The sequence below is a fragment of the Massilia sp. DD77 genome (genome assembly GCF_036961685.1).
GTDB lineage: Bacteria > Pseudomonadota > Gammaproteobacteria > Burkholderiales > Burkholderiaceae_D > Telluria.
Genome location: NZ_JBAMDH010000013.1, coordinates 31,110 through 47,455, shown reverse-complemented (window position 1 = coordinate 47,455; position 16,346 = coordinate 31,110). Strand labels below are relative to the sequence as shown.

The following is a 16,346-nucleotide window of genomic DNA, read 5'->3' as shown; positions in this document are numbered from 1 at the left end:
GGGTCTTATCCGATGGCCGAGGCCTTGAGCAGCTTGGCGATGTCCTTGTACACCTTGCGCGGATCCGGCGTCTTCGGAAAGCGCATCATGAGGTTGCCGAGCGGGTCGATCAGGTAGACGTGGTCGGAGACACTGGCGCCGCTCTCGGCCGGCAGCCAGCCGGCGACCGCGGCGGCGGGCGCGCGCAGCACCGTGACGCCCTCGAGCAGGTCGGCGGGCGCGCCTTCGGCATCCTTGAACCCGCGCAGGGCCGCGCTGTCCACCGGCTGCTCGTCGGTGACCAGCCAGACGCGCTCGATGCGGTCCATGTTCTTGCCCTGCATCAGGCGCCACTGGCGCATGGCGTGCAGCTGCTCCCGACAGGCGGCAAGGCAGGCGCCGCCGCCGGTCCTCACCATCAGCCATTTGCCCGCCATCTGTTCGAGGCTGCGCGGCCGGCCGTCGAGGGTGGTCGAATCCAGCTTCGGGATCGGGTGCTGGCGCGGGTCGAGGATGGCGCCGTAGTTGGTGCGGCCTTCCGGCTTGATGACGTAATAGGCCAGGTAGGAGGCGATCAGCGGCGAGGCGCACACCAGCAGCACCAGGAACAGTTTCCAGCGCCCGCGGCTGCGCGCCTTGGCCGGGTCGGCCGCGGCGGAATCAATCACGTTTTTTTGAACCACTTCGAAATCCCGTTATCACAAAAAAGAGGAGGGCCATGGCCGCCAGCGCATACCACTGGAAGGCATAGCCGCGATGCTTGTCGATGCCGCTCGACGGCGCCGGCCAGTCGCGCGCCAGCGTGTCGCCCGCCGCTGCCGGGAGGGTCTGCTGCACCAGGAAGGGCGCGAAAGCCAGTCCGCTCGCCCGCGCCAGGTCCTGGGGCGCCAGGTTCTGCACCAGCTCGCCCGGCTTGGTCGCCCCCGCGGCGCCCAGCTCCATCACCTTGCCGGCCGAGGCGACCACCTGCCCTTCGATCGTCACCACGCCCGCGGGCGTGGAGAACGGCGGCAGCTTGCCGAATTCGGCCTGGCGCGGCAGCCAGCCGCGCAGCACCAGCACATGCGTGTTGCCGCCCGCTATTCTAAACGGCATGGCGAGCACGTAGCCGGTCTGGCCGTTCATGGGGCGGTTGGAAAGGAAGACGGGCCAGCCGGCGACGAATTCGCCCGTCATGCGCACGCGGCGGAATGCGAGCGCGCCGGCGTCCTGCTCCGCGGTGGCAATGCCCGCCGGACCGAACTCCAGGGGCGGCTCGGCCGCGCGGGCGGCCTGGCGCGCCTGGAGTTCGGTCTTCTGGGCCGCCCGGCCCTGCTGCCAATTGCCGAGCAGGACGCCGATGCCGGCGACCAGGAGTGCCGCGATGAAAGGAATGAGGCGGAAATGGAAGGCGAAGCGCATTACAATGGTGCCTCAACCTTTCCCGGGCCCATCATGAAATTCTTTGTTGCCATCGCCTTCATCCTGATCCTAGCCAGCCTGGGGTCGGCCCTGTTCTTCCTGATGCGCGACAAGGGCCGCAGCAACCGCACCGTGCATGCGCTGGCGATGCGGGTCGGTTTGTCGATCGCATTGTTCCTGAGCTTGCTTGCTGCCTACAAGATGGGGTGGATTGCGCCGACCGGAATCCGTTAAGCGCTACTGGTCTGCAACGAACTTGGGTGCCCAAGCACACCGCCATCGTTCGCGTCCACCACAACCCACGAAACAATAGGGACGGCCACACCGTGGCCGTCCCCATGCATGTCAATCCGTAGCGCTTACAGCCAGTACACGACCACGTACAGGCCCAGCCACACCACGTCGACGAAGTGCCAGTACCAGGCGGCGCCCTCGAAGCCGAAGTGGTTGTCCGCCGTGAAATGCCCTTTCAGCACACGGTAGAGGATCACCGACAGCATGATCGCGCCCATGGTCACGTGGAAGCCGTGGAAGCCCGTCAGCATGAAGAAGGTCGAGCCGTAGATGCCCGAGGTCAGCTTCAGGTTCAGTTCCTGGTAGGCGTGCATGTATTCATAGACCTGGAAGCCCATGAAGATCGCGCCCAGCAGGATGGTGGCGAACAGCCAGAACGCCGTCTTCGAGCGGTGGCCGGCGCGCAGCGCGTGGTGCGAGATGGTCAGGGTCACGCCCGACAGCAGCAGCAGCGCGGTGTTGATGGTCGGGATCGGGAACGGGCCCATGGTCTGGAAATTGTCGACCACGCCTGCCGGGCCGGTGTTGCCCCAGACCGGCGCGAAGTCCGGCCAGATGAACTTGTGGTCCAGGTCGGCCAGCCAGGGCATGCTCACGGCGCGGGCATAGAACAGCGCGCCGAAGAAGGCGCCGAAGAACATCACCTCCGAGAAGATGAACCAGCTCATCGACCAGCGGTAGGACACGTCGATGCGCTTGCTGTACATGCCGCGCTCGGATTCGCCGATCGCATCGCCGAACCAGCCGTAGAGCACCAGCAGCATGGCGACGATGCCGGTCAGGCAGACCGCCGGTCCCCAGGACAGGCCGTTGACCCAGCCCGACGCCCCGGCCATGGTGACCAGCATCGACATACCGGCAAGCATAGGCCAGCGCGATGGCCCCGGCACGAAATAGTAAGGCGCGCTATGCGGCGAACCTACTGGCGAAGTCGTTGGCGAACTCATCTGCATCTCCTCAATCAAACTCTTTTGAATTGTTGGGTAGTTCTTATCACTTGGATCCCGGCCTTCGCCGGGACGACATTCATACTGTAACGATTCTGTACTTTACTGCGACACCGCGAACCTGACCGCCAGCAGCAGCACGCCGATGAACAGCGCCGCGCCGATCAGTCCGGCGATGATGACGTGCACCGGATTCAGGTTGGCGGCGTCGTCCTCGTAGTCGCGGCGCTTGCGCACCCCGAAGAAGGACCAGAACACCGCCTTCATGGTGGCAAGGAAACTGGCCTTGCGCCGATGCGGTTGTTCCTTCGGCTTGTCCTCCATGCCTGCTCCTCAGTTCGCCGCCACCGTCGCGGCGCCGTTCATGCCGCCGATCTCGAAGAAGGTGTACGACAAGGTGATGTTCTTCACTTCGCGCGGCAGCGCCGGATCGATGAAGAACACCACCGGCATCTGGCGCGCCTCGTTCGCCTTCAGGGTCTGTTCCTGGAAGCAGAAGCAGTCGACCTTCTTGAAGTGCGGGGTGGCGGACTGCGGCGCGTAGCTCGGAATCGCCTGCGCCTTGACCACCCTGCCCTGCGTGTTGACCACCTCGTAGACCACGGTGGCCAGCTCGCCGGGATGCACCTCGATGCTGCGCTGGGTCGGGCGGAACCGCCACGGTCCCTGCGCATTGCCGTCCAGCTCGACCGTGATGACGCGCGACCGGTCGACCTGGGTATTCGTCGGCGCCTCGACCAGCCCGTCCTTCTGGGTCAGCACGTTAATGCCGAGCACCTCGCAGATCTGGCGGTACATCGGCACCAGCGCGTAGCCGAAACCGAACATCATCACCGCCACCACCACCAGCTTGCCGAGGGTGCTGCGGTTCAGGCGCCGGATGCGGCTGCTTGTCGGGTTCATCCCGCCCCCCGGTTCAGCTCAGCAGCGTGAACTTGACGAACACGCTGATGAAGAAGATCAGTGCAATCCCGCCCAGCACCAGGGCGGTTTTCAGATTGCTGGGCCGGGACACGGCTGGATCCTTTGCTTCCGTGCTCATGATTACTTCACCAGCGGCGGGGTTTCGAAGGTGTGGAACGGCGCCGGGCTCGGCACGGTCCACTCGAGGCCATCCGCGCCTTCCCATGGCTTGGCGTCCGCCTTCTTGCCGCCGCGGATGGTCGGCAGCACCACGAAGAACAGGAAGTACACCTGCGACAGGCCGAAGCCGAAGGCGCCGATGGACACGATCATGTTGAAGTCCGTGAACTGGGTGGCGTAGTCCGCATAGCGGCGCGGCATGCCGGCCAGGCCCAGGAAGTGCATCGGGAAGAAGGTGACGTTGAAGGTGATCAGCGAAGCCCAGAAATGGATCTTGCCGGCGGTCTCAGGGTACATGTGGCCGGTCCACTTCGGCGCCCAGTAGTAGAAGCCCGCGAACAGCGCGAACAGCGAACCCGCCACCAGCACGTAGTGGAAGTGCGCCACCACGTAGTAGGTGTCGTGCACCTGGATGTCGATCGGGGTCACCGCCAGGATCAGGCCGGTGAAGCCGCCCATGGTGAACACGAAGATGAAGCCGACCGCGAACAGCATCGGGGTCTCGAAGGTCATCGAGCCCTTCCACATGGTGGCGACCCAGTTGAACACCTTCACGCCGGTCGGCACGGAGATGAGCATGGTGGCGTACATGAAGAACAGCTGCGAGGTCACCGGCATGCCGGTGGTGAACATGTGGTGGGCCCAGACGATGAAGGACAGGATCGCGATCGAGGCGGTCGCGTAGACCATCGAGGCGTAGCCGAACAGCGGCTTGCGGGCGAAGGCCGGGATGATCTGCGACACGATGCCGAAGGCCGGCAGAATCATGATGTAGACCTCGGGGTGGCCGAAGAACCAGAAGATGTGCTGGTACATGACCGGGTCGCCGCCGCCGGCGGCGTTGAAGAACGAGGTGCCGAAGTGGCGGTCGGTCAGGGTCATGGTGATCGCGCCCGCCAGGACCGGCATCACGGCGATCAGCAGGAAGGCGGTGATCAGCCAGGTCCAGCAGAACATCGGCATCTTCATCAGGGTCATGCCCGGGGCGCGCATGTTCAGGATGGTGACGATGATGTTGATCGAACCCATGATCGACGAGGCGCCCATGATGTGCATCGCGAAGATCGCCATGTCCATGCCGATGCCCATCTGGGTCGACAGCGGCGCATACAGGGTCCAGCCGGCGGCGGTGGCGCCGCCCGGGGCCAGGAAGGAGCCGGCCAGCAGGATCGCGGCCGGCGGCAGCAGCCAGAACGAGAAGTTGTTCATGCGCGCGAAGGCCATGTCCGAGGCGCCCACCTGCAGCGGGATCATCCAGTTGGCGAAGCCCACGAAGGCCGGCATGATCGCGCCGAACACCATCACCAGGCCGTGCATGGTGGTCAGCTGGTTGAAGAACTCCGGACGGAAGTACTGCAGGCCCGGCTGGAACAGCTCGGTGCGGATCATCAGCGCCAGCACGCCGCCCGAGAGCAGCATGATGAACGAGAACCACAGGTACAGGGTGCCGATGTCCTTGTGGTTGGTGGCGAAGAGCCAGCGGCGCAGACCGTGCGGATGGTCGTGCGCGTGATCGTGGCCGTGATCGTGTGCGTGATCGATAGTGCTGGTAGTCATTTCGATATCCCTGAAGCGGTCTTACTTGCGTGCGGCCAGGACTTCGGCCGGCTGAACGATGTTTTCCGCGGCCTTGTTCGACCAGGCGTTGCGGGTGTAGGTGATCACGGCGGCGATCTCGGTGTCGGACAGCTGCTTCCAGGCCGGCATCGCGGCCGGGAACTTCGGCGTATCCTGGCCGTTCAGCAGCACGTCGATCTGGGGAGCCTTGCCGCCCAGGACGATTTCCGAGCCTTCCAGCGGGGCGAACGCGCCCGGCACGCCCTTGCCGTTGGCCTGGTGGCAGGCCACGCAGTTGGCGCTGTACACCTGCTCGCCGCGGGTCTTCAGTTCATCGATGGTCCAGGTCTTGGTCGGATCGTCCGCCAGGGCGGCCATTGCCTTCTTCTTGCCGTCGACCCAGGCGGTGTATTCGGCGTCGGTCACGACGCGCACCACGATCGGCATGAAGGCGTGGTCCTTGCCGCACAGCTCGACGCAGTTGCCGCGGTAGACGCCGGTCTTCTCGGCCTTGAACCAGCCGTCGCGCACGAAGCCCGGGATCGCATCCTGCTTGATGGCGAAGGCCGGGATGGTCCAGGCGTGGATCACGTCGTTGGCGGTGAAGACCATGCGGATCTTCTTGTTCACCGGGACGACCATTTCATTGTCGACTTCCAGCAGGTAGTTCTCGCCGCGGGCTTGGGTGGCCGGCTCGCCCGGCAGGCCGATCTGGGCGCGCGGGGTGGCCAGGTTCGACAGGAAGGAGATGCCCTCGCCTTCGCCCTTCAGGTAGTCGTAGCCCCATTTCCACTGCATGCCGGTGGCCTTGATGGTGATGTCGGCGTTCGAGGTGTCCTTCAGCGCGACCACGGTCTTGGTGGCCGGCAGGGCCATGCCGATGACGATCAGGAAGGGAACGATGGTCCAGGCGATTTCGACGGCGGTCGATTCATGGAAGGTGGCGGGTTTGTGGCCCAGGGATTTGCGGTGCTTGAACACCGAGTAGAACATGACGCCGAACACGCCCACGAAGATGACCAGGCAGACGATCATCATCCAGTTGTGGAGCGAATAGATATCGGCGCCGACGCCGGTCACGGGGGTCTGCATGTTCAGCTGGTGCTCAACCGGCCGGCCCGTGATGTCCGGTGCCGCCCACGCAGGGATGCCGGCAGTTACAGCGAGGCCGAACAGCATGGCCCCAAGTCGCGATGCATAAGTCATGTATGTCCCCAACCACCCAAAAAAAAATAAAAGTATTTTTTAGACGGCGGCAATTTTAGAGAACAAACTGCCGCCGCTCCGAACCTTGTTCGCAGAGGGCTGCCGGGTCGTCCCGCGAAAATTGCGCTGCGGAATGGTGGAAACCATCACGCCGAGCCCATCCAGCGGTCTGCTGGCAGGGACCGGCGTCTCTGCGGATGCTGCAATTCAGTTCTACTTATTCCTCCGGATTGCTGTTTTTTTCAGCGTTATTCTGGTCCGGAAGAGAAAAATAGCGATTGATTATACTGAAATTGCTAATTTTTATTCAAGGAAAATCGGGCCACCGGCAGACTGTCGTATGCATGTTGAATCAACGGGGTTTCGGCGGGTGGAAACGGACGATCGCCTCGCCCGAGGCCGTGGCCCGCGGCGCGGGAAGGAAAGCGTGGCCATAGATGACCTCGAAGGTGAGCGCCAGCTTGCCGTCCGGGCGGCGCCCGGCCTCGAACGCGTCCAGGACCTTGCGCCAGGCGGCGCGCCCGATCAGGCCGCGGCGGCGGGTGTCGAGCGGGTTGCCGCCCAGGGCGCGCACGTCGGCCAGCAGCGCGTCCACCGTGTCGTAGGTGACGGTGATGCGCTCCATGTCCATCACCGGGGTCGAAAAGCCGGCTTCCACCAGCTGGTCGCCGAAATCGTGCATGTCGACGAAGGGCAAGGCATGGGGCGCGTCGTCCAGCACGGCGAAGGCGGCGCGCAGCTCCTGGAAGGTGTCCGGACCGAAATTCGAGAACATCAGCAGGCCGTCGACGCGCAGCACGCGGCGCCACTCGGCGAACACGCGGTCCGGCAGCGGATGCCAGTGCAGCGCCAGGTTCGACCACAGCAGGTCGAGCGAGTTCGCGCCGAGGGGCAGGTTGCCGAAATCGCCGCACAGCACGTCCAGGCCCGCCTTTGCCGGCAGGAAACGGCTGAGCATCTGGTTCAGCGAGCGGGTGCTGGGCGCCGGCGTGCCGGCGGCGGCGGTCATGGCGGGCGCCGCGTCCAGGCCCAGGATCTGGGCCGCCGGGTAGGTTTTCTGCAGCAGGGCAAGATCGGCGCCGGCGCCGCAGCCGGCATCGAGCACCTGCCTGGGAGCGATCTTCACCAGCTGCAGGCGCTCGTGCATGCGCTGGGCGATCTCGCGGCGCAGGAAATCCGAGGGCGCGATGCGCTCCGGCCGCGCGAACAGCGCGCGCACGCGCGCCAGGTCGATCGGCGCGCTCATGGTGGACGGGGATTGAGGAGAAGCCATGGGAGGGGTGCGTACAAATGAGATAATGGCGGGAGTTTACTCGTTTATCCTGAATCGGGCCGATGCTTGATACGATCCCTGCCTGGCGGCGCTGGCCCGGCGCCCTGCTGCGCTGGCTGTTGCCGCCCTGCTGCGCGCTGTGCGGCATGCGCGGGGAGGCCGCCGTCTGCCACGGCTGCGAAAGCGCCTATGTCGCCGCGCGGCCGCGCTGCCCGGTCTGCGCCAATCCGGCGGGCGAGCTGGATGCCGCCCTGCCCTGCGGCGCCTGCCTGGCCGCGCCGCCCGCCTTCGACGCCACGCTGGCCGCCTTCGACTACGCCGCCCCGCTCGACGGCCTGGTGCTGCAGCTGAAGTTCGGCGCCCAGCTGGCCTTGGCGCCCTGGATGGCGCTGGCGCTGCACCGCGAAGCCGGGCGCACCGCCCTGCCGCCGCCCGAGCTGCTGTGCCCCGTGCCGCTGGGGGCGCGCCGGCTGGCCGGTCGCGGCTACAATCAGGCGCTGGAGGTGGCGCGGCCCCTGGCCCGGCTGCTGGGCGCCGAACTGGCGCCGCGGCTGGCGCAGCGGGTACTGGAAACGGCGGCGCAGTCGGGCGTCGCGCCCGGGGAACGCCGGCGCAATGTGCGCGGCGCCTTCGCCGTGGCGGATGCCGGCCTGGTGCGCGGCCGGCACGTGGGCGTGGTCGATGACGTCATGACCAGCGGGCACACGCTGGATGAACTGGCGCGCGTGCTGAAGCAGGCCGGCGCCGCGCGCGTGACGAATTTCGTGTTTGCGCGCACGCCGCCCCACCGCATTAACCATGAATGAGGAGTCCAAGTTGTTCCACGTCGTCCTGGTCGAACCAGAAATCCCGCCGAACACCGGCAACGTCATCCGCCTGTGCGCCAACACGGGCGTGCAGCTGCACCTGATCGAGCCGCTCGGCTTTCCGCTGGACGACGCCAAGATGCGGCGCGCCGGCCTGGATTACCACGATTACGCCACCATGAAGGTGCACAAGGACTGGGACGCCTTCCTGGCCGACGCCCGGCCGGATCCCACGCGCATGTTCGCGCTGACCACCCATGGCTCCTCCCCCTTCGCCGAAGCGGCCTTCAAGCCGGGCGACGTATTCGTTTTCGGCGCCGAATCGCGCGGCCTGGACCCGGCCCTGCGCGAGACCTTCCCGCCCGCCCAGCGCATCCGCCTGCCGATGCGTCCGGACAACCGCAGCCTGAACCTGTCGAACACGGTGGCGGTGGTCGTCTACGAAGCCTGGCGCCAGAACGGCTATGCCGGCGGCGTCTAAGGCCGGCTTGTGGCAGAGCTGCGACAAAGATAAGCATCGAACACAACAGTTAGGGGTTTCGGGAGTAGGCTTGTCACTGTCACGTTTTTTACAAACGCGGCAGACACAATTCACACTCCGGCGCCCCCCTGTCCTGTTCGAGGTATTCCATGAAGAAGTTGCTTTCCACCGGCGCCCTGCTCCTCGGCTGCGCCGCCGCCCATGCCGACCCCGTTTCCTGGGGCTTTTCCTTCGCCGGCTTCTACGACCAGGAAGCCGATGTCTTCCTGACCGACGAAACCATCACCGGCTCCTTCAAGGGCAATGACCTGGACAGCGACGGCCTGCTGGAACGCAACGAGCTACTGAGCCTGGTAGTCGGCGAGACCGACTACATCGCCTGCGCGGCCAGCAGCAACGACTGGTACAGCTGCGGCGCCACCGCCTTCTCGTTTTCGCCCGATACGGGCCTGCAGTTCGCGGTGGGCAGCTATGGGAGCGACCCGGAGGGCTGGGTGGGCGGCGGCCGCCTGACCACCACCGGCGACATGCATTACGCCTACGACTTCAATCCGGGCGGGACGCAGGAGCGGCACCTGCTGTGGACCAGCGATACGCGGCTGACCATGATGTCGCAGGCACCGGAGCCGGGCACCTGGGCGATGCTGGGCGTGGGGCTGCTGGGGATCGGCTTGCGGATGCGGCGTGAGGCGGGCAAGAGCTTTAGCTGATCGTAGGGTTGGCGGCTAGGCCGCCGACGCGGTGATCGCTGGCGGCGCCGTTTTCGTGCACGAACCGAAGCTTCAACCCCGGATCTTCGCCACCAGCTTGGTCGTCGAGCGCTCATGCTCGAAATCGATCGCCACCGCCCGCCCGCCATAGGCCAGCACGGCCTGCCCTTCCGGGATCTCGCTCATCACGTAGTCACCGCCCTTGGCGTAGATCCCGGGGCGCGCTTCCTGCACCACCTCGAGGGCGGTGCGCTCGTCGAATTCCACCACCAGGCTGACCGCCTCCAGCGCCGCCAGCACGGCCATGCGGTCGGCCAGGGTGTTGTGCGGCCGGTCGTCGCCCTTGCCCAGGCGCTTGACCGAGGCGTCGGTGTTCACCGCCACCACCAGCGAGGCGCCCAGCGCGCGCGCCTGCGCCAGGTAGGTCACGTGGCCGCGGTGCAGGATGTCGAACACGCCGTTGGTCAGCACCACCGGCTTGGGCAGCTTGGCGACGCGCGCGGCCAGCTCGGCACGGGCGCAGATCTTGTTTTCGAAGTCGGGCATGGTATTCAGGTCTTGGGTGGTTCGTTGTCTTCTGGTTCTTCGTCGACTTGCATCGACAGCTCGGTGGCCCTGGCGCCGCCGCCTGCGTCCGGGCCCTTGCGGTCGCCCGAGAGCTTGATCTGCAGGCGCAGGCCGTTGGCCGAATCGGCGTTGCGGATCGCCTCGTCGTAGCCGATGTAGCCCTTGTTGTACAGCTCGAACAAGGCCTGGTCAAAGGTGCACATGCCGAGCTCGCGCGACTTGTGCATGATCTCCTTGATGTTCTGGAAGTTCCCTTTCAGGATCATCTCGCTGATGGTCGGGGTGTTCAGCAGGATTTCGATGGCCGCCTTGCGGCCCTTGCCGTCCTCCGTGCGGATCAGGCGCTGCGAGACCACCGCGCGCAGGTTCGAGGACAGGTCCATCAGCAGCTGGTTGCGCCGCTCTTCCGGGAAGAAGTTGATGATCCGGTCCAGGGTCTGGTTGGCGTTGTTCGCGTGCAGGGTGCCCAGGCACAGGTGGCCCGTCTCGGCGAAGGCGATCGCGTGCTCCATGGTCTCGGTGTCGCGGATCTCGCCGATCAGGATCACGTCCGGCGCCTGGCGCAGGGTGTTCTTCAGCGCGTTGTGCCAGGAATGCGTGTCCACGCCCACTTCGCGGTGCGTGACCAGGCAGTTCTTGTTCTTGTGGACGTATTCGACCGGGTCCTCGACCGTGATGATGTGGCCGGCCGAATTGCTGTTGCGGTAGTCGATCATGGCCGCCAGGGTGGTCGACTTGCCCGAGCCGGTGCCGCCCACGACCAGCACCAGGCCGCGCTTGGTCATGACCACGTCCTTCAGCACTTCCGGCAGGTCGAGCTTCTCGAAATTCGGAATCTCCGAGGCGATGGTGCGCACCACCATGCCCACGCTCTGCTGCTGCACGAAAACGTTGACGCGGAAGCGGCACACGCCGGGCAGCGAGATCGCGAAATTGCACTCCATCTCGGCTTCGAACTCGGCGCGCTGGCGCTCGTTCATCAGGGACATGGCCAGCGCCCGCGTCACCTCGCCGCTCAGGCGCTGCTGGCTCAGGGGCTTCATGGCGCCCTGGTGCTTCATGCTAGGAGGAAAGTCCGCGGAAATGAAGAGGTCGGATCCGCCCTGGTGGTGCATCACCGTCAGCAGCTTGTGAATGTACGCCTGGGCTTCCGCCGGGCCGAAGGTCGAGGACATGCGGGCCTTTCTTTCTCAAAGGTGCAGGTAACTGACCTGCGTGGCAATTATATCGACTAAGATTCCCGTTAAAATAATAATTCACGGCTGACCGGGTCCCTGCAAGGCGCCAGGCGCGCCTTACCAAGACGAAACGCTTATGACACTGACCGAGTTGAAATACATCGTTGCCGTCGCGCGCGCCAAGCACTTCGGCCATGCCGCTGAAGCCTGCTTCGTAGCCCAGCCGACCCTGTCCGTCGCCATCAAGAAGCTGGAGGACGAACTGGGCGTCACGCTGTTCGAGCGTGGCGGATCGGAAGTATCGGTGACGCCGCTGGGCGCCCAGATCGTGGCCCAGGCCGAGCGCGTGCTGGAACAGACCGCCGCCATCAAGGAGCTGGCCAAGCAGAACAAGGACCCGCTGGCCGGCCCCCTGCGCCTGGGCGTGATCTACACCATTGGCCCCTACCTGCTGCCGCCCCTGGTGAAGAACCTGATCGACACCGTGCCGCAGATGCCGCTGGTGCTGCAGGAGAACTACACCCACAAGCTGCTGGAGATGCTGCGCCAGGGCGAACTGGACGCCGCCATCATGGCGCTGCCCCTGCCCGACCACGGCATGTCGGTGCAGCCGCTGTACGACGAACCCTTCGTGGTCGCCATGCCGCGCAGCCATCCCTGGGCCAAGCGCAAGGAGATCTCGGCCGAGGACCTGAAGCTCGAGACCATGCTGCTGCTGGGCGCGGGCCACTGCTTCCGCGACCAGGTGCTGGAAGTGTGCCCGGAAATGGCGCGCTTCTCGGCCGGCGGCAACGGCATGCAGCGCACCTTCGAAGGCTCCTCGCTGGAGACCATCCGCCACATGGTGGCCAGCGGAATCGGCCTGACCGTGCTGCCGCGCGCCTCGGTGGCCGACATGCACGACCGCAGCGGCCTGCTGACCTATGTGCCCTTCTCCGCTCCCTCGCCCTCGCGCCGCGTGGTGATCGCCTGGCGCAAGAGCTTCACCCGGCGCGCCGCGATCGACGCCATCATCCGCGCCGTCGGCGAGTGCCGGCTGCCGGGCGTGGAGCTGGTGACGCTCGAAGCCGCGGCCTGAGCCTAGCGTACCGCGTCGGCGACCGGGACCCCGAAATCCGGCGTGCCGTCGGCGCGCCAGCGGATCGCCTGCGCGCGCGTGTGGCGGTTCGGATCGTGCAGCGGGTCGCCCTGGATATCGCGGTAGTTGCGCGCATGGTAGACCAGGATGTCGGTCTTGCCGTCCGGCGTGGTCGTGAAGGAGTTATGCCCCGGGCCGTACTGGCCGGTGACCTCGCTGCTGGCGAATACCGGGACCGCCGACTTGCGCCATGCCGCCGGGTCCAGCAGGTCCGCGGTTTCGCTGGCCGTCAGCATGCCCAGCGCGTAGTTGGCGTCGGTGGCGCTGGCCGAATAGGTCATGAACACGCGCCCGTCCCGGGCCAGCACCGCGGGCGCCTCGTTGACGTCGAACTTGATCTTTTCCCAGGCATGCTCGGGCTGCGTCAGGAGCACGGCCGGGCCGGCGATCGACAGCGGCGTGTCCATCCTGGCGATGTACACCGCCGTCATGTGCTTGTCCGCCGCCGGCGGACGCTGGGTCCACACCAGGTAGCGCCGGCCCTTCAGGGCGAAGGTCGTCGCATCCAGCGCGAAGGATTCCCAGCCCGTCCTGAGCTGCCCGCGCTCGGTCCACTGCCCCTCGAGCGGGTTGGCGGACGCGTTCTCCAGCACATACAGGCGGATGTCGAAGGGCTTGTCGCTCGGACCGGCCGTGAAGTAGAGGTACCACTTGCCGTCGATGTGGTGCAGTTCCGGGGCCCAGATATTGCGGCTCATCGGCCCGCTGGCGTGGCGTTGCCATACCACCTTCGCTTCGGCCTTGCCCAATGCGTCCAGCGAACGCGCGCGCCGCAGCTCGATGCGGTCGTATTCGGGTACGGTGGCGGTGTAATAGTAGTAGCCGTCCGCATGCAGGGTGACGTGCGGGTCGGCGCGCTGCTGCACCAGCGGGTTGGCGAATTCGGCGGCGGCCGCCGCGCCGGACAGGAGCAAGGCGCCTGCCAGCGCCAATCGGTATAGGTTCATGCAACCGATGGTACGGAAAGCCCCACCACTTGATCCAATAACTTTTTTATCCGGACCGATACGTTTTTCGTCGCGCCAGCTCGCGGTCGAGGGCATTGGCGAAATTCTGGCGGTCGGCCTGGCTGAAGGCGGCGGGGCCGCCGGTGTCCACGCCGCTGCCGCGCAGCTCTTCCATGAAGGCGCGCATGGTCAGCTGCTGCGCGATGGTGTCCTTGGTGTACCACTCGCCGCGCGGGTTCAGCGGCAGCCCGCCTTTTTCCAGCACCAGCGCCGCCAGCGGAATGTCGCCGGTGACAACGATGTCGCCGGCCTGCACGCGTTCGACGATCTCCGCATCGGCCGCATCGGCGCCGGCCGGCACCTGCAGCGCCCGGACGAAGCGCGAGCCCGGCACGCGGATCAGCTGGTTGGCCACCAGCGTCACGTTCAATTGCAGGCGCTCGGCCACCCGGAACAGGATGTCCTTGATGACGGCGGGACAGGCGTCGGCGTCGACCCAGATGTGCATGAGAAGAATAGGTGGATGCTGGAAACCAGCGGGTGGCCATTGTAGCCGCTCGAAGCCGGAGGCAGCGCCACACCTGGCAATCCCGCCAGCTTGCCAGGAAGCGCCATCCGGTTCATAACAGGGGCGCAGGCCATCCCGGCCACGGCCAACGGAAAGGACGAACATGATCAAGCAAGTCGGCGCCACCGTCATCCTCCCCCGCCACAAGGCAAGCTGCCACTGCGGCGCGGTCGAACTCGAACTCAGCCTGCCGCACGGCATCGTGGACCCGCGACGCTGCGACTGCTCGATCTGCCGCCGCAAGGGCGCGATCGTCGCCTCGGTGCCGCTCTCTGGGCTAAGGCTGGTGACAGGCGCCGAGGTCCTGACCGAATACCGCTTCAACACCATGGCGGCGCGCCATTATTTCTGTTCCGTCTGCGGCATCCATACCCACCACCAGCGCCGTTCGAATCCGGAGGAATACGGCTACAACGTCGGCTGCCTGGAAGGCGTGAATCCCTTCCTGCTGGGCGAGGTGTCGGTGAACGACGGGATCCATCATCCTGCCGACCGTCCTGGCGTCTGAGGCCGCGCGCCCGGCATTAACAAATGGTAACCAAGGTCGGTGTTTGTCCAGGACACGATCTGTTACGCTCCTGACATCACATCCCTCCGATCGGAATCAACATGACAAATAGGCACTGGACCGTCCTGCTGGCGCTGGCCGCCTCGTCCTCCTCCGCCCTCGCCGTCGAAGCGCCCATCCGCAGCGTGACCCTGTACCCGGGCAGCGCCACCGTGGAACGCGTGGTCGAGGTGGCGCCGGGCGCGACCCAGGTCGAGATCACGGGCCTGCTGGCGAACTTCAGTACCGACACCCTGCGCCTGCAGGCGGACGCCGGCATCCAGGTCGGCCAGGTCGTCACGCGCGACCTGGGCCGGGCCGACAGCCCCAGCTCGCGCGCGGCCGAACTGGAAAGCAAGGTGCAGGCGCTGCAGGACCAGATCGCCCTGATCGACGCCGATTCCAAATCGGCCCAGCTGGTCCAGGGCTACCTGGAACGCCTGGGTGGCGGCGAAGCGGGCGCGGGGCGGGCGGCGGCCGGCGATCCGAAAGCGCTGCTCGGCACCCTGGACGCGATCCGCAGGGGCGGCGCCGATGCGCTCGAACGCATGCACAACAACGAGGTGAAGAAGCGCGCCCTGGCCAGGCAGCTCGAGGTCTTCAGGCGCGACCTCGCCAAGCTCCAGGCCAATACCCGCGACAGCCGTGTCATGACCATCGCCGTCGCGGCCAGACAGGCGGGCAAGCTGGTGCTGAGCTACCAGGTCAGCCGCGCCGGCTGGAAGCCGGCCTACCGCGCATCGCTCGACTCGCAGGCCTCGAGCATCGAACTGGAGCGCCTGGCCACGATCTCGCAAAAGACGGGCGAGGACTGGAGCCGGGTCAAGCTGCGCCTGTCGACCGGCCAGCCCAGCCTGTCCGCACAGGCGCCGGATCCGTCGCCGTGGCTGCTGAGCTATCGACCGCCGCAGGTAGTCACCGACATGTCCTACGCGCCCGCCCCTCCGCCGGCGCCGGCGCCGATGGCGGTGGCCGTGTCGGGCTCGCGGATCGCATCTTCCGCCGCCGACAATTACGTGGCGCCGGTGCTCGAGACGCAGGGTAACTTCAGCACCGAATTCGAGGTGCCCGCCAGGGTCGACCTGGCCGCGGACGGCCGCGAGATCTCGGTGGGACTGGGCGCACAAAGCCTGCCGGTGAAGCAGCGCGTGCGCATCGCCCCGCGCAGCAGCGACGAGATCGCGGTGCTGACCGCCGAGGCGGCGCGCCCCGAGGGCGTGTGGCTGCCCGGCCAGGTGCAGCTGCGCCGCGACGGCTCCTATGTCGGCGCCCTGCACTGGGACCCGCAGGCCAGCGAACGCCTGAGCCTCGCCTTCGGACGCGATCCGCTAATGCGCGTCGCCATCGAGCACCGCGACGAGATGTCGGGCCAGACCGGCTTCTTCAAGCGCGACAACGAGAAGCGCATCGCCGACACCTATGTGGTGACCAGCTCGCACCGCCAGCCGGTCGACATCCTGCTGCTGGAGCCGACCCCGGTCAGCCAGTCGGACAAGGTGCACGTCAAGATCGCGCTCGACCCGGAACCGAACATCAAGGACTGGCAGCAGCGGCGCGGCCTGGTGGGCTGGGAGCGCAGCCTGAAGCCGAACGAGACGGCCCGCTTCAAGGTCGATTACACGATCGGGTATCCGAAGGAAGGCAGCGTGCAGGGCCTGCCCTAA

The 16,346-nt window shown here is 66.1% G+C and carries 20 protein-coding genes; 7 read left to right on the top strand and 13 right to left on the bottom strand.

Features of this window, described 5'->3' with window-relative positions; all coding sequences use genetic code 11:
• Window positions 1–5: 5 nt before the first annotated feature.
• Both V7778_RS09480 and V7778_RS09475 read right to left on the bottom strand, forming a co-directional pair.
• Window positions 6–647: an SCO family protein gene (locus tag V7778_RS09480; protein ID WP_335554387.1), complete on the bottom strand. Its 642-nt coding sequence runs from the start codon at window positions 645–647 to the stop codon at window positions 6–8.
• Entirely contained in the window at window positions 640–1,380 is a 741-nt protein-coding gene (locus tag V7778_RS09475) for an SURF1 family protein (RefSeq protein ID WP_335554384.1), read from the bottom strand. The genes V7778_RS09480 and V7778_RS09475 overlap by 8 nt, the downstream gene beginning before the upstream one ends.
• Window positions 1,381–1,413: 33 nt before the next feature.
• On the opposite strand from V7778_RS09475, the gene V7778_RS09470 reads away from it, so the two are divergent.
• Entirely contained in the window at window positions 1,414–1,614 is a 201-nt protein-coding gene (locus V7778_RS09470) for a twin transmembrane helix small protein (protein WP_211520130.1), read from the top strand.
• Between the two features lie 125 nt (window positions 1,615–1,739).
• On the opposite strand, the gene V7778_RS09465 is transcribed toward V7778_RS09470, so the two are convergent.
• The 7 genes from V7778_RS09465 to V7778_RS09435 form a co-directional block, all read right to left on the bottom strand.
• Window positions 1,740–2,621: a cytochrome c oxidase subunit 3 gene (locus V7778_RS09465; RefSeq protein ID WP_335554381.1), complete on the bottom strand. Its 882-nt coding sequence runs from the start codon at window positions 2,619–2,621 to the stop codon at window positions 1,740–1,742.
• A 102-nt stretch (window positions 2,622–2,723) separates the two neighbouring features.
• The gene (locus V7778_RS09460) at window positions 2,724–2,945 is read right to left on the bottom strand and encodes a DUF2970 domain-containing protein (RefSeq protein WP_335554378.1); all 222 of its coding nucleotides are present in this window, start codon (window positions 2,943–2,945) and stop codon (window positions 2,724–2,726) included.
• Between the two features lie 9 nt (window positions 2,946–2,954).
• Window positions 2,955–3,524: a cytochrome c oxidase assembly protein gene (locus V7778_RS09455; protein WP_335554376.1), complete on the bottom strand. Its 570-nt coding sequence runs from the start codon at window positions 3,522–3,524 to the stop codon at window positions 2,955–2,957.
• A 13-nt stretch (window positions 3,525–3,537) separates the two neighbouring features.
• Entirely contained in the window at window positions 3,538–3,663 is a 126-nt protein-coding gene (locus V7778_RS09450) for a hypothetical protein (protein WP_335554373.1), read from the bottom strand.
• Between the two features lie 2 nt (window positions 3,664–3,665).
• Entirely contained in the window at window positions 3,666–5,261 is a 1,596-nt protein-coding gene (gene ctaD, locus V7778_RS09445; RefSeq protein ID WP_335554371.1) for a cytochrome c oxidase subunit I, read from the bottom strand.
• Window positions 5,262–5,282: 21 nt separating this feature from the next.
• Window positions 5,283–6,467, bottom strand: coding sequence for a cytochrome c oxidase subunit II (coxB, locus tag V7778_RS09440; protein ID WP_335554368.1), 1,185 nt, complete (start codon window positions 6,465–6,467; stop codon window positions 5,283–5,285).
• 352 nt (window positions 6,468–6,819) lie between these two features.
• Window positions 6,820–7,740 carry a methyltransferase domain-containing protein gene (locus V7778_RS09435; protein ID WP_335554366.1) on the bottom strand — a complete coding sequence of 307 codons (921 nt, stop codon included), beginning with the start codon at window positions 7,738–7,740 and terminating at the stop codon, window positions 6,820–6,822.
• Window positions 7,741–7,802: 62 nt separating this feature from the next.
• On the opposite strand from V7778_RS09435, the gene V7778_RS09430 reads away from it, so the two are divergent.
• The 3 genes from V7778_RS09430 to V7778_RS09420 all read left to right on the top strand — a co-directional run bounded on the left by V7778_RS09430 (window position 7,803) and on the right by V7778_RS09420 (window position 9,737).
• Window positions 7,803–8,546, top strand: a complete 744-nt coding sequence (locus V7778_RS09430; protein ID WP_335554362.1) for a ComF family protein — start codon at window positions 7,803–7,805, stop codon at window positions 8,544–8,546.
• A 10-nt stretch (window positions 8,547–8,556) separates the two neighbouring features.
• Window positions 8,557–9,027 (top strand): tRNA (uridine(34)/cytosine(34)/5-carboxymethylaminomethyluridine(34)-2'-O)-methyltransferase TrmL, encoded by a 471-nt coding sequence (trmL, locus tag V7778_RS09425; protein WP_335554359.1) that lies wholly within the window; start codon window positions 8,557–8,559, stop codon window positions 9,025–9,027.
• 149 nt (window positions 9,028–9,176) lie between these two features.
• Window positions 9,177–9,737 carry a PEP-CTERM sorting domain-containing protein gene (locus V7778_RS09420; RefSeq protein ID WP_335554356.1) on the top strand — a complete coding sequence of 187 codons (561 nt, stop codon included), beginning with the start codon at window positions 9,177–9,179 and terminating at the stop codon, window positions 9,735–9,737.
• A gap of 72 nt (window positions 9,738–9,809) precedes the next feature.
• Here the strand turns inward: V7778_RS09420 and V7778_RS09415 are convergent, their stop codons facing one another.
• Both V7778_RS09415 and V7778_RS09410 read right to left on the bottom strand, forming a co-directional pair.
• On the bottom strand, window positions 9,810–10,283 hold the full coding sequence (locus tag V7778_RS09415; protein WP_335554353.1) for an adenylyltransferase/cytidyltransferase family protein: 474 nt from the start codon (window positions 10,281–10,283) through the stop codon (window positions 9,810–9,812).
• Between the two features lie 5 nt (window positions 10,284–10,288).
• Window positions 10,289–11,479, bottom strand: a complete 1,191-nt coding sequence (locus V7778_RS09410; protein ID WP_335554350.1) for a PilT/PilU family type 4a pilus ATPase — start codon at window positions 11,477–11,479, stop codon at window positions 10,289–10,291.
• Window positions 11,480–11,618: 139 nt separating this feature from the next.
• Here V7778_RS09410 and V7778_RS09405 point away from each other — a divergent pair, with 139 nt between their 5' ends.
• Entirely contained in the window at window positions 11,619–12,560 is a 942-nt protein-coding gene (locus V7778_RS09405; RefSeq protein WP_335554347.1) for a hydrogen peroxide-inducible genes activator, read from the top strand.
• Window positions 12,561–12,562: 2 nt separating this feature from the next.
• Here the strand turns inward: V7778_RS09405 and V7778_RS09400 are convergent, their stop codons facing one another.
• Together V7778_RS09400 and V7778_RS09395 are read right to left on the bottom strand one after the other, a co-directional pair.
• On the bottom strand, window positions 12,563–13,567 hold the full coding sequence (locus V7778_RS09400; protein WP_335554345.1) for a glycoside hydrolase family 43 protein: 1,005 nt from the start codon (window positions 13,565–13,567) through the stop codon (window positions 12,563–12,565).
• Between the two features lie 46 nt (window positions 13,568–13,613).
• The gene (locus V7778_RS09395; protein ID WP_335554342.1) at window positions 13,614–14,075 is read right to left on the bottom strand and encodes a YaiI/YqxD family protein; all 462 of its coding nucleotides are present in this window, start codon (window positions 14,073–14,075) and stop codon (window positions 13,614–13,616) included.
• A gap of 163 nt (window positions 14,076–14,238) precedes the next feature.
• Between V7778_RS09395 and V7778_RS09390 the strand changes: the two genes are divergently transcribed.
• Both V7778_RS09390 and V7778_RS09385 read left to right on the top strand, forming a co-directional pair.
• On the top strand, window positions 14,239–14,643 hold the full coding sequence (locus V7778_RS09390) for a GFA family protein (protein WP_335554339.1): 405 nt from the start codon (window positions 14,239–14,241) through the stop codon (window positions 14,641–14,643).
• 101 nt (window positions 14,644–14,744) lie between these two features.
• On the top strand, window positions 14,745–16,346 hold the full coding sequence (locus V7778_RS09385; protein ID WP_335554336.1) for a DUF4139 domain-containing protein: 1,602 nt from the start codon (window positions 14,745–14,747) through the stop codon (window positions 16,344–16,346).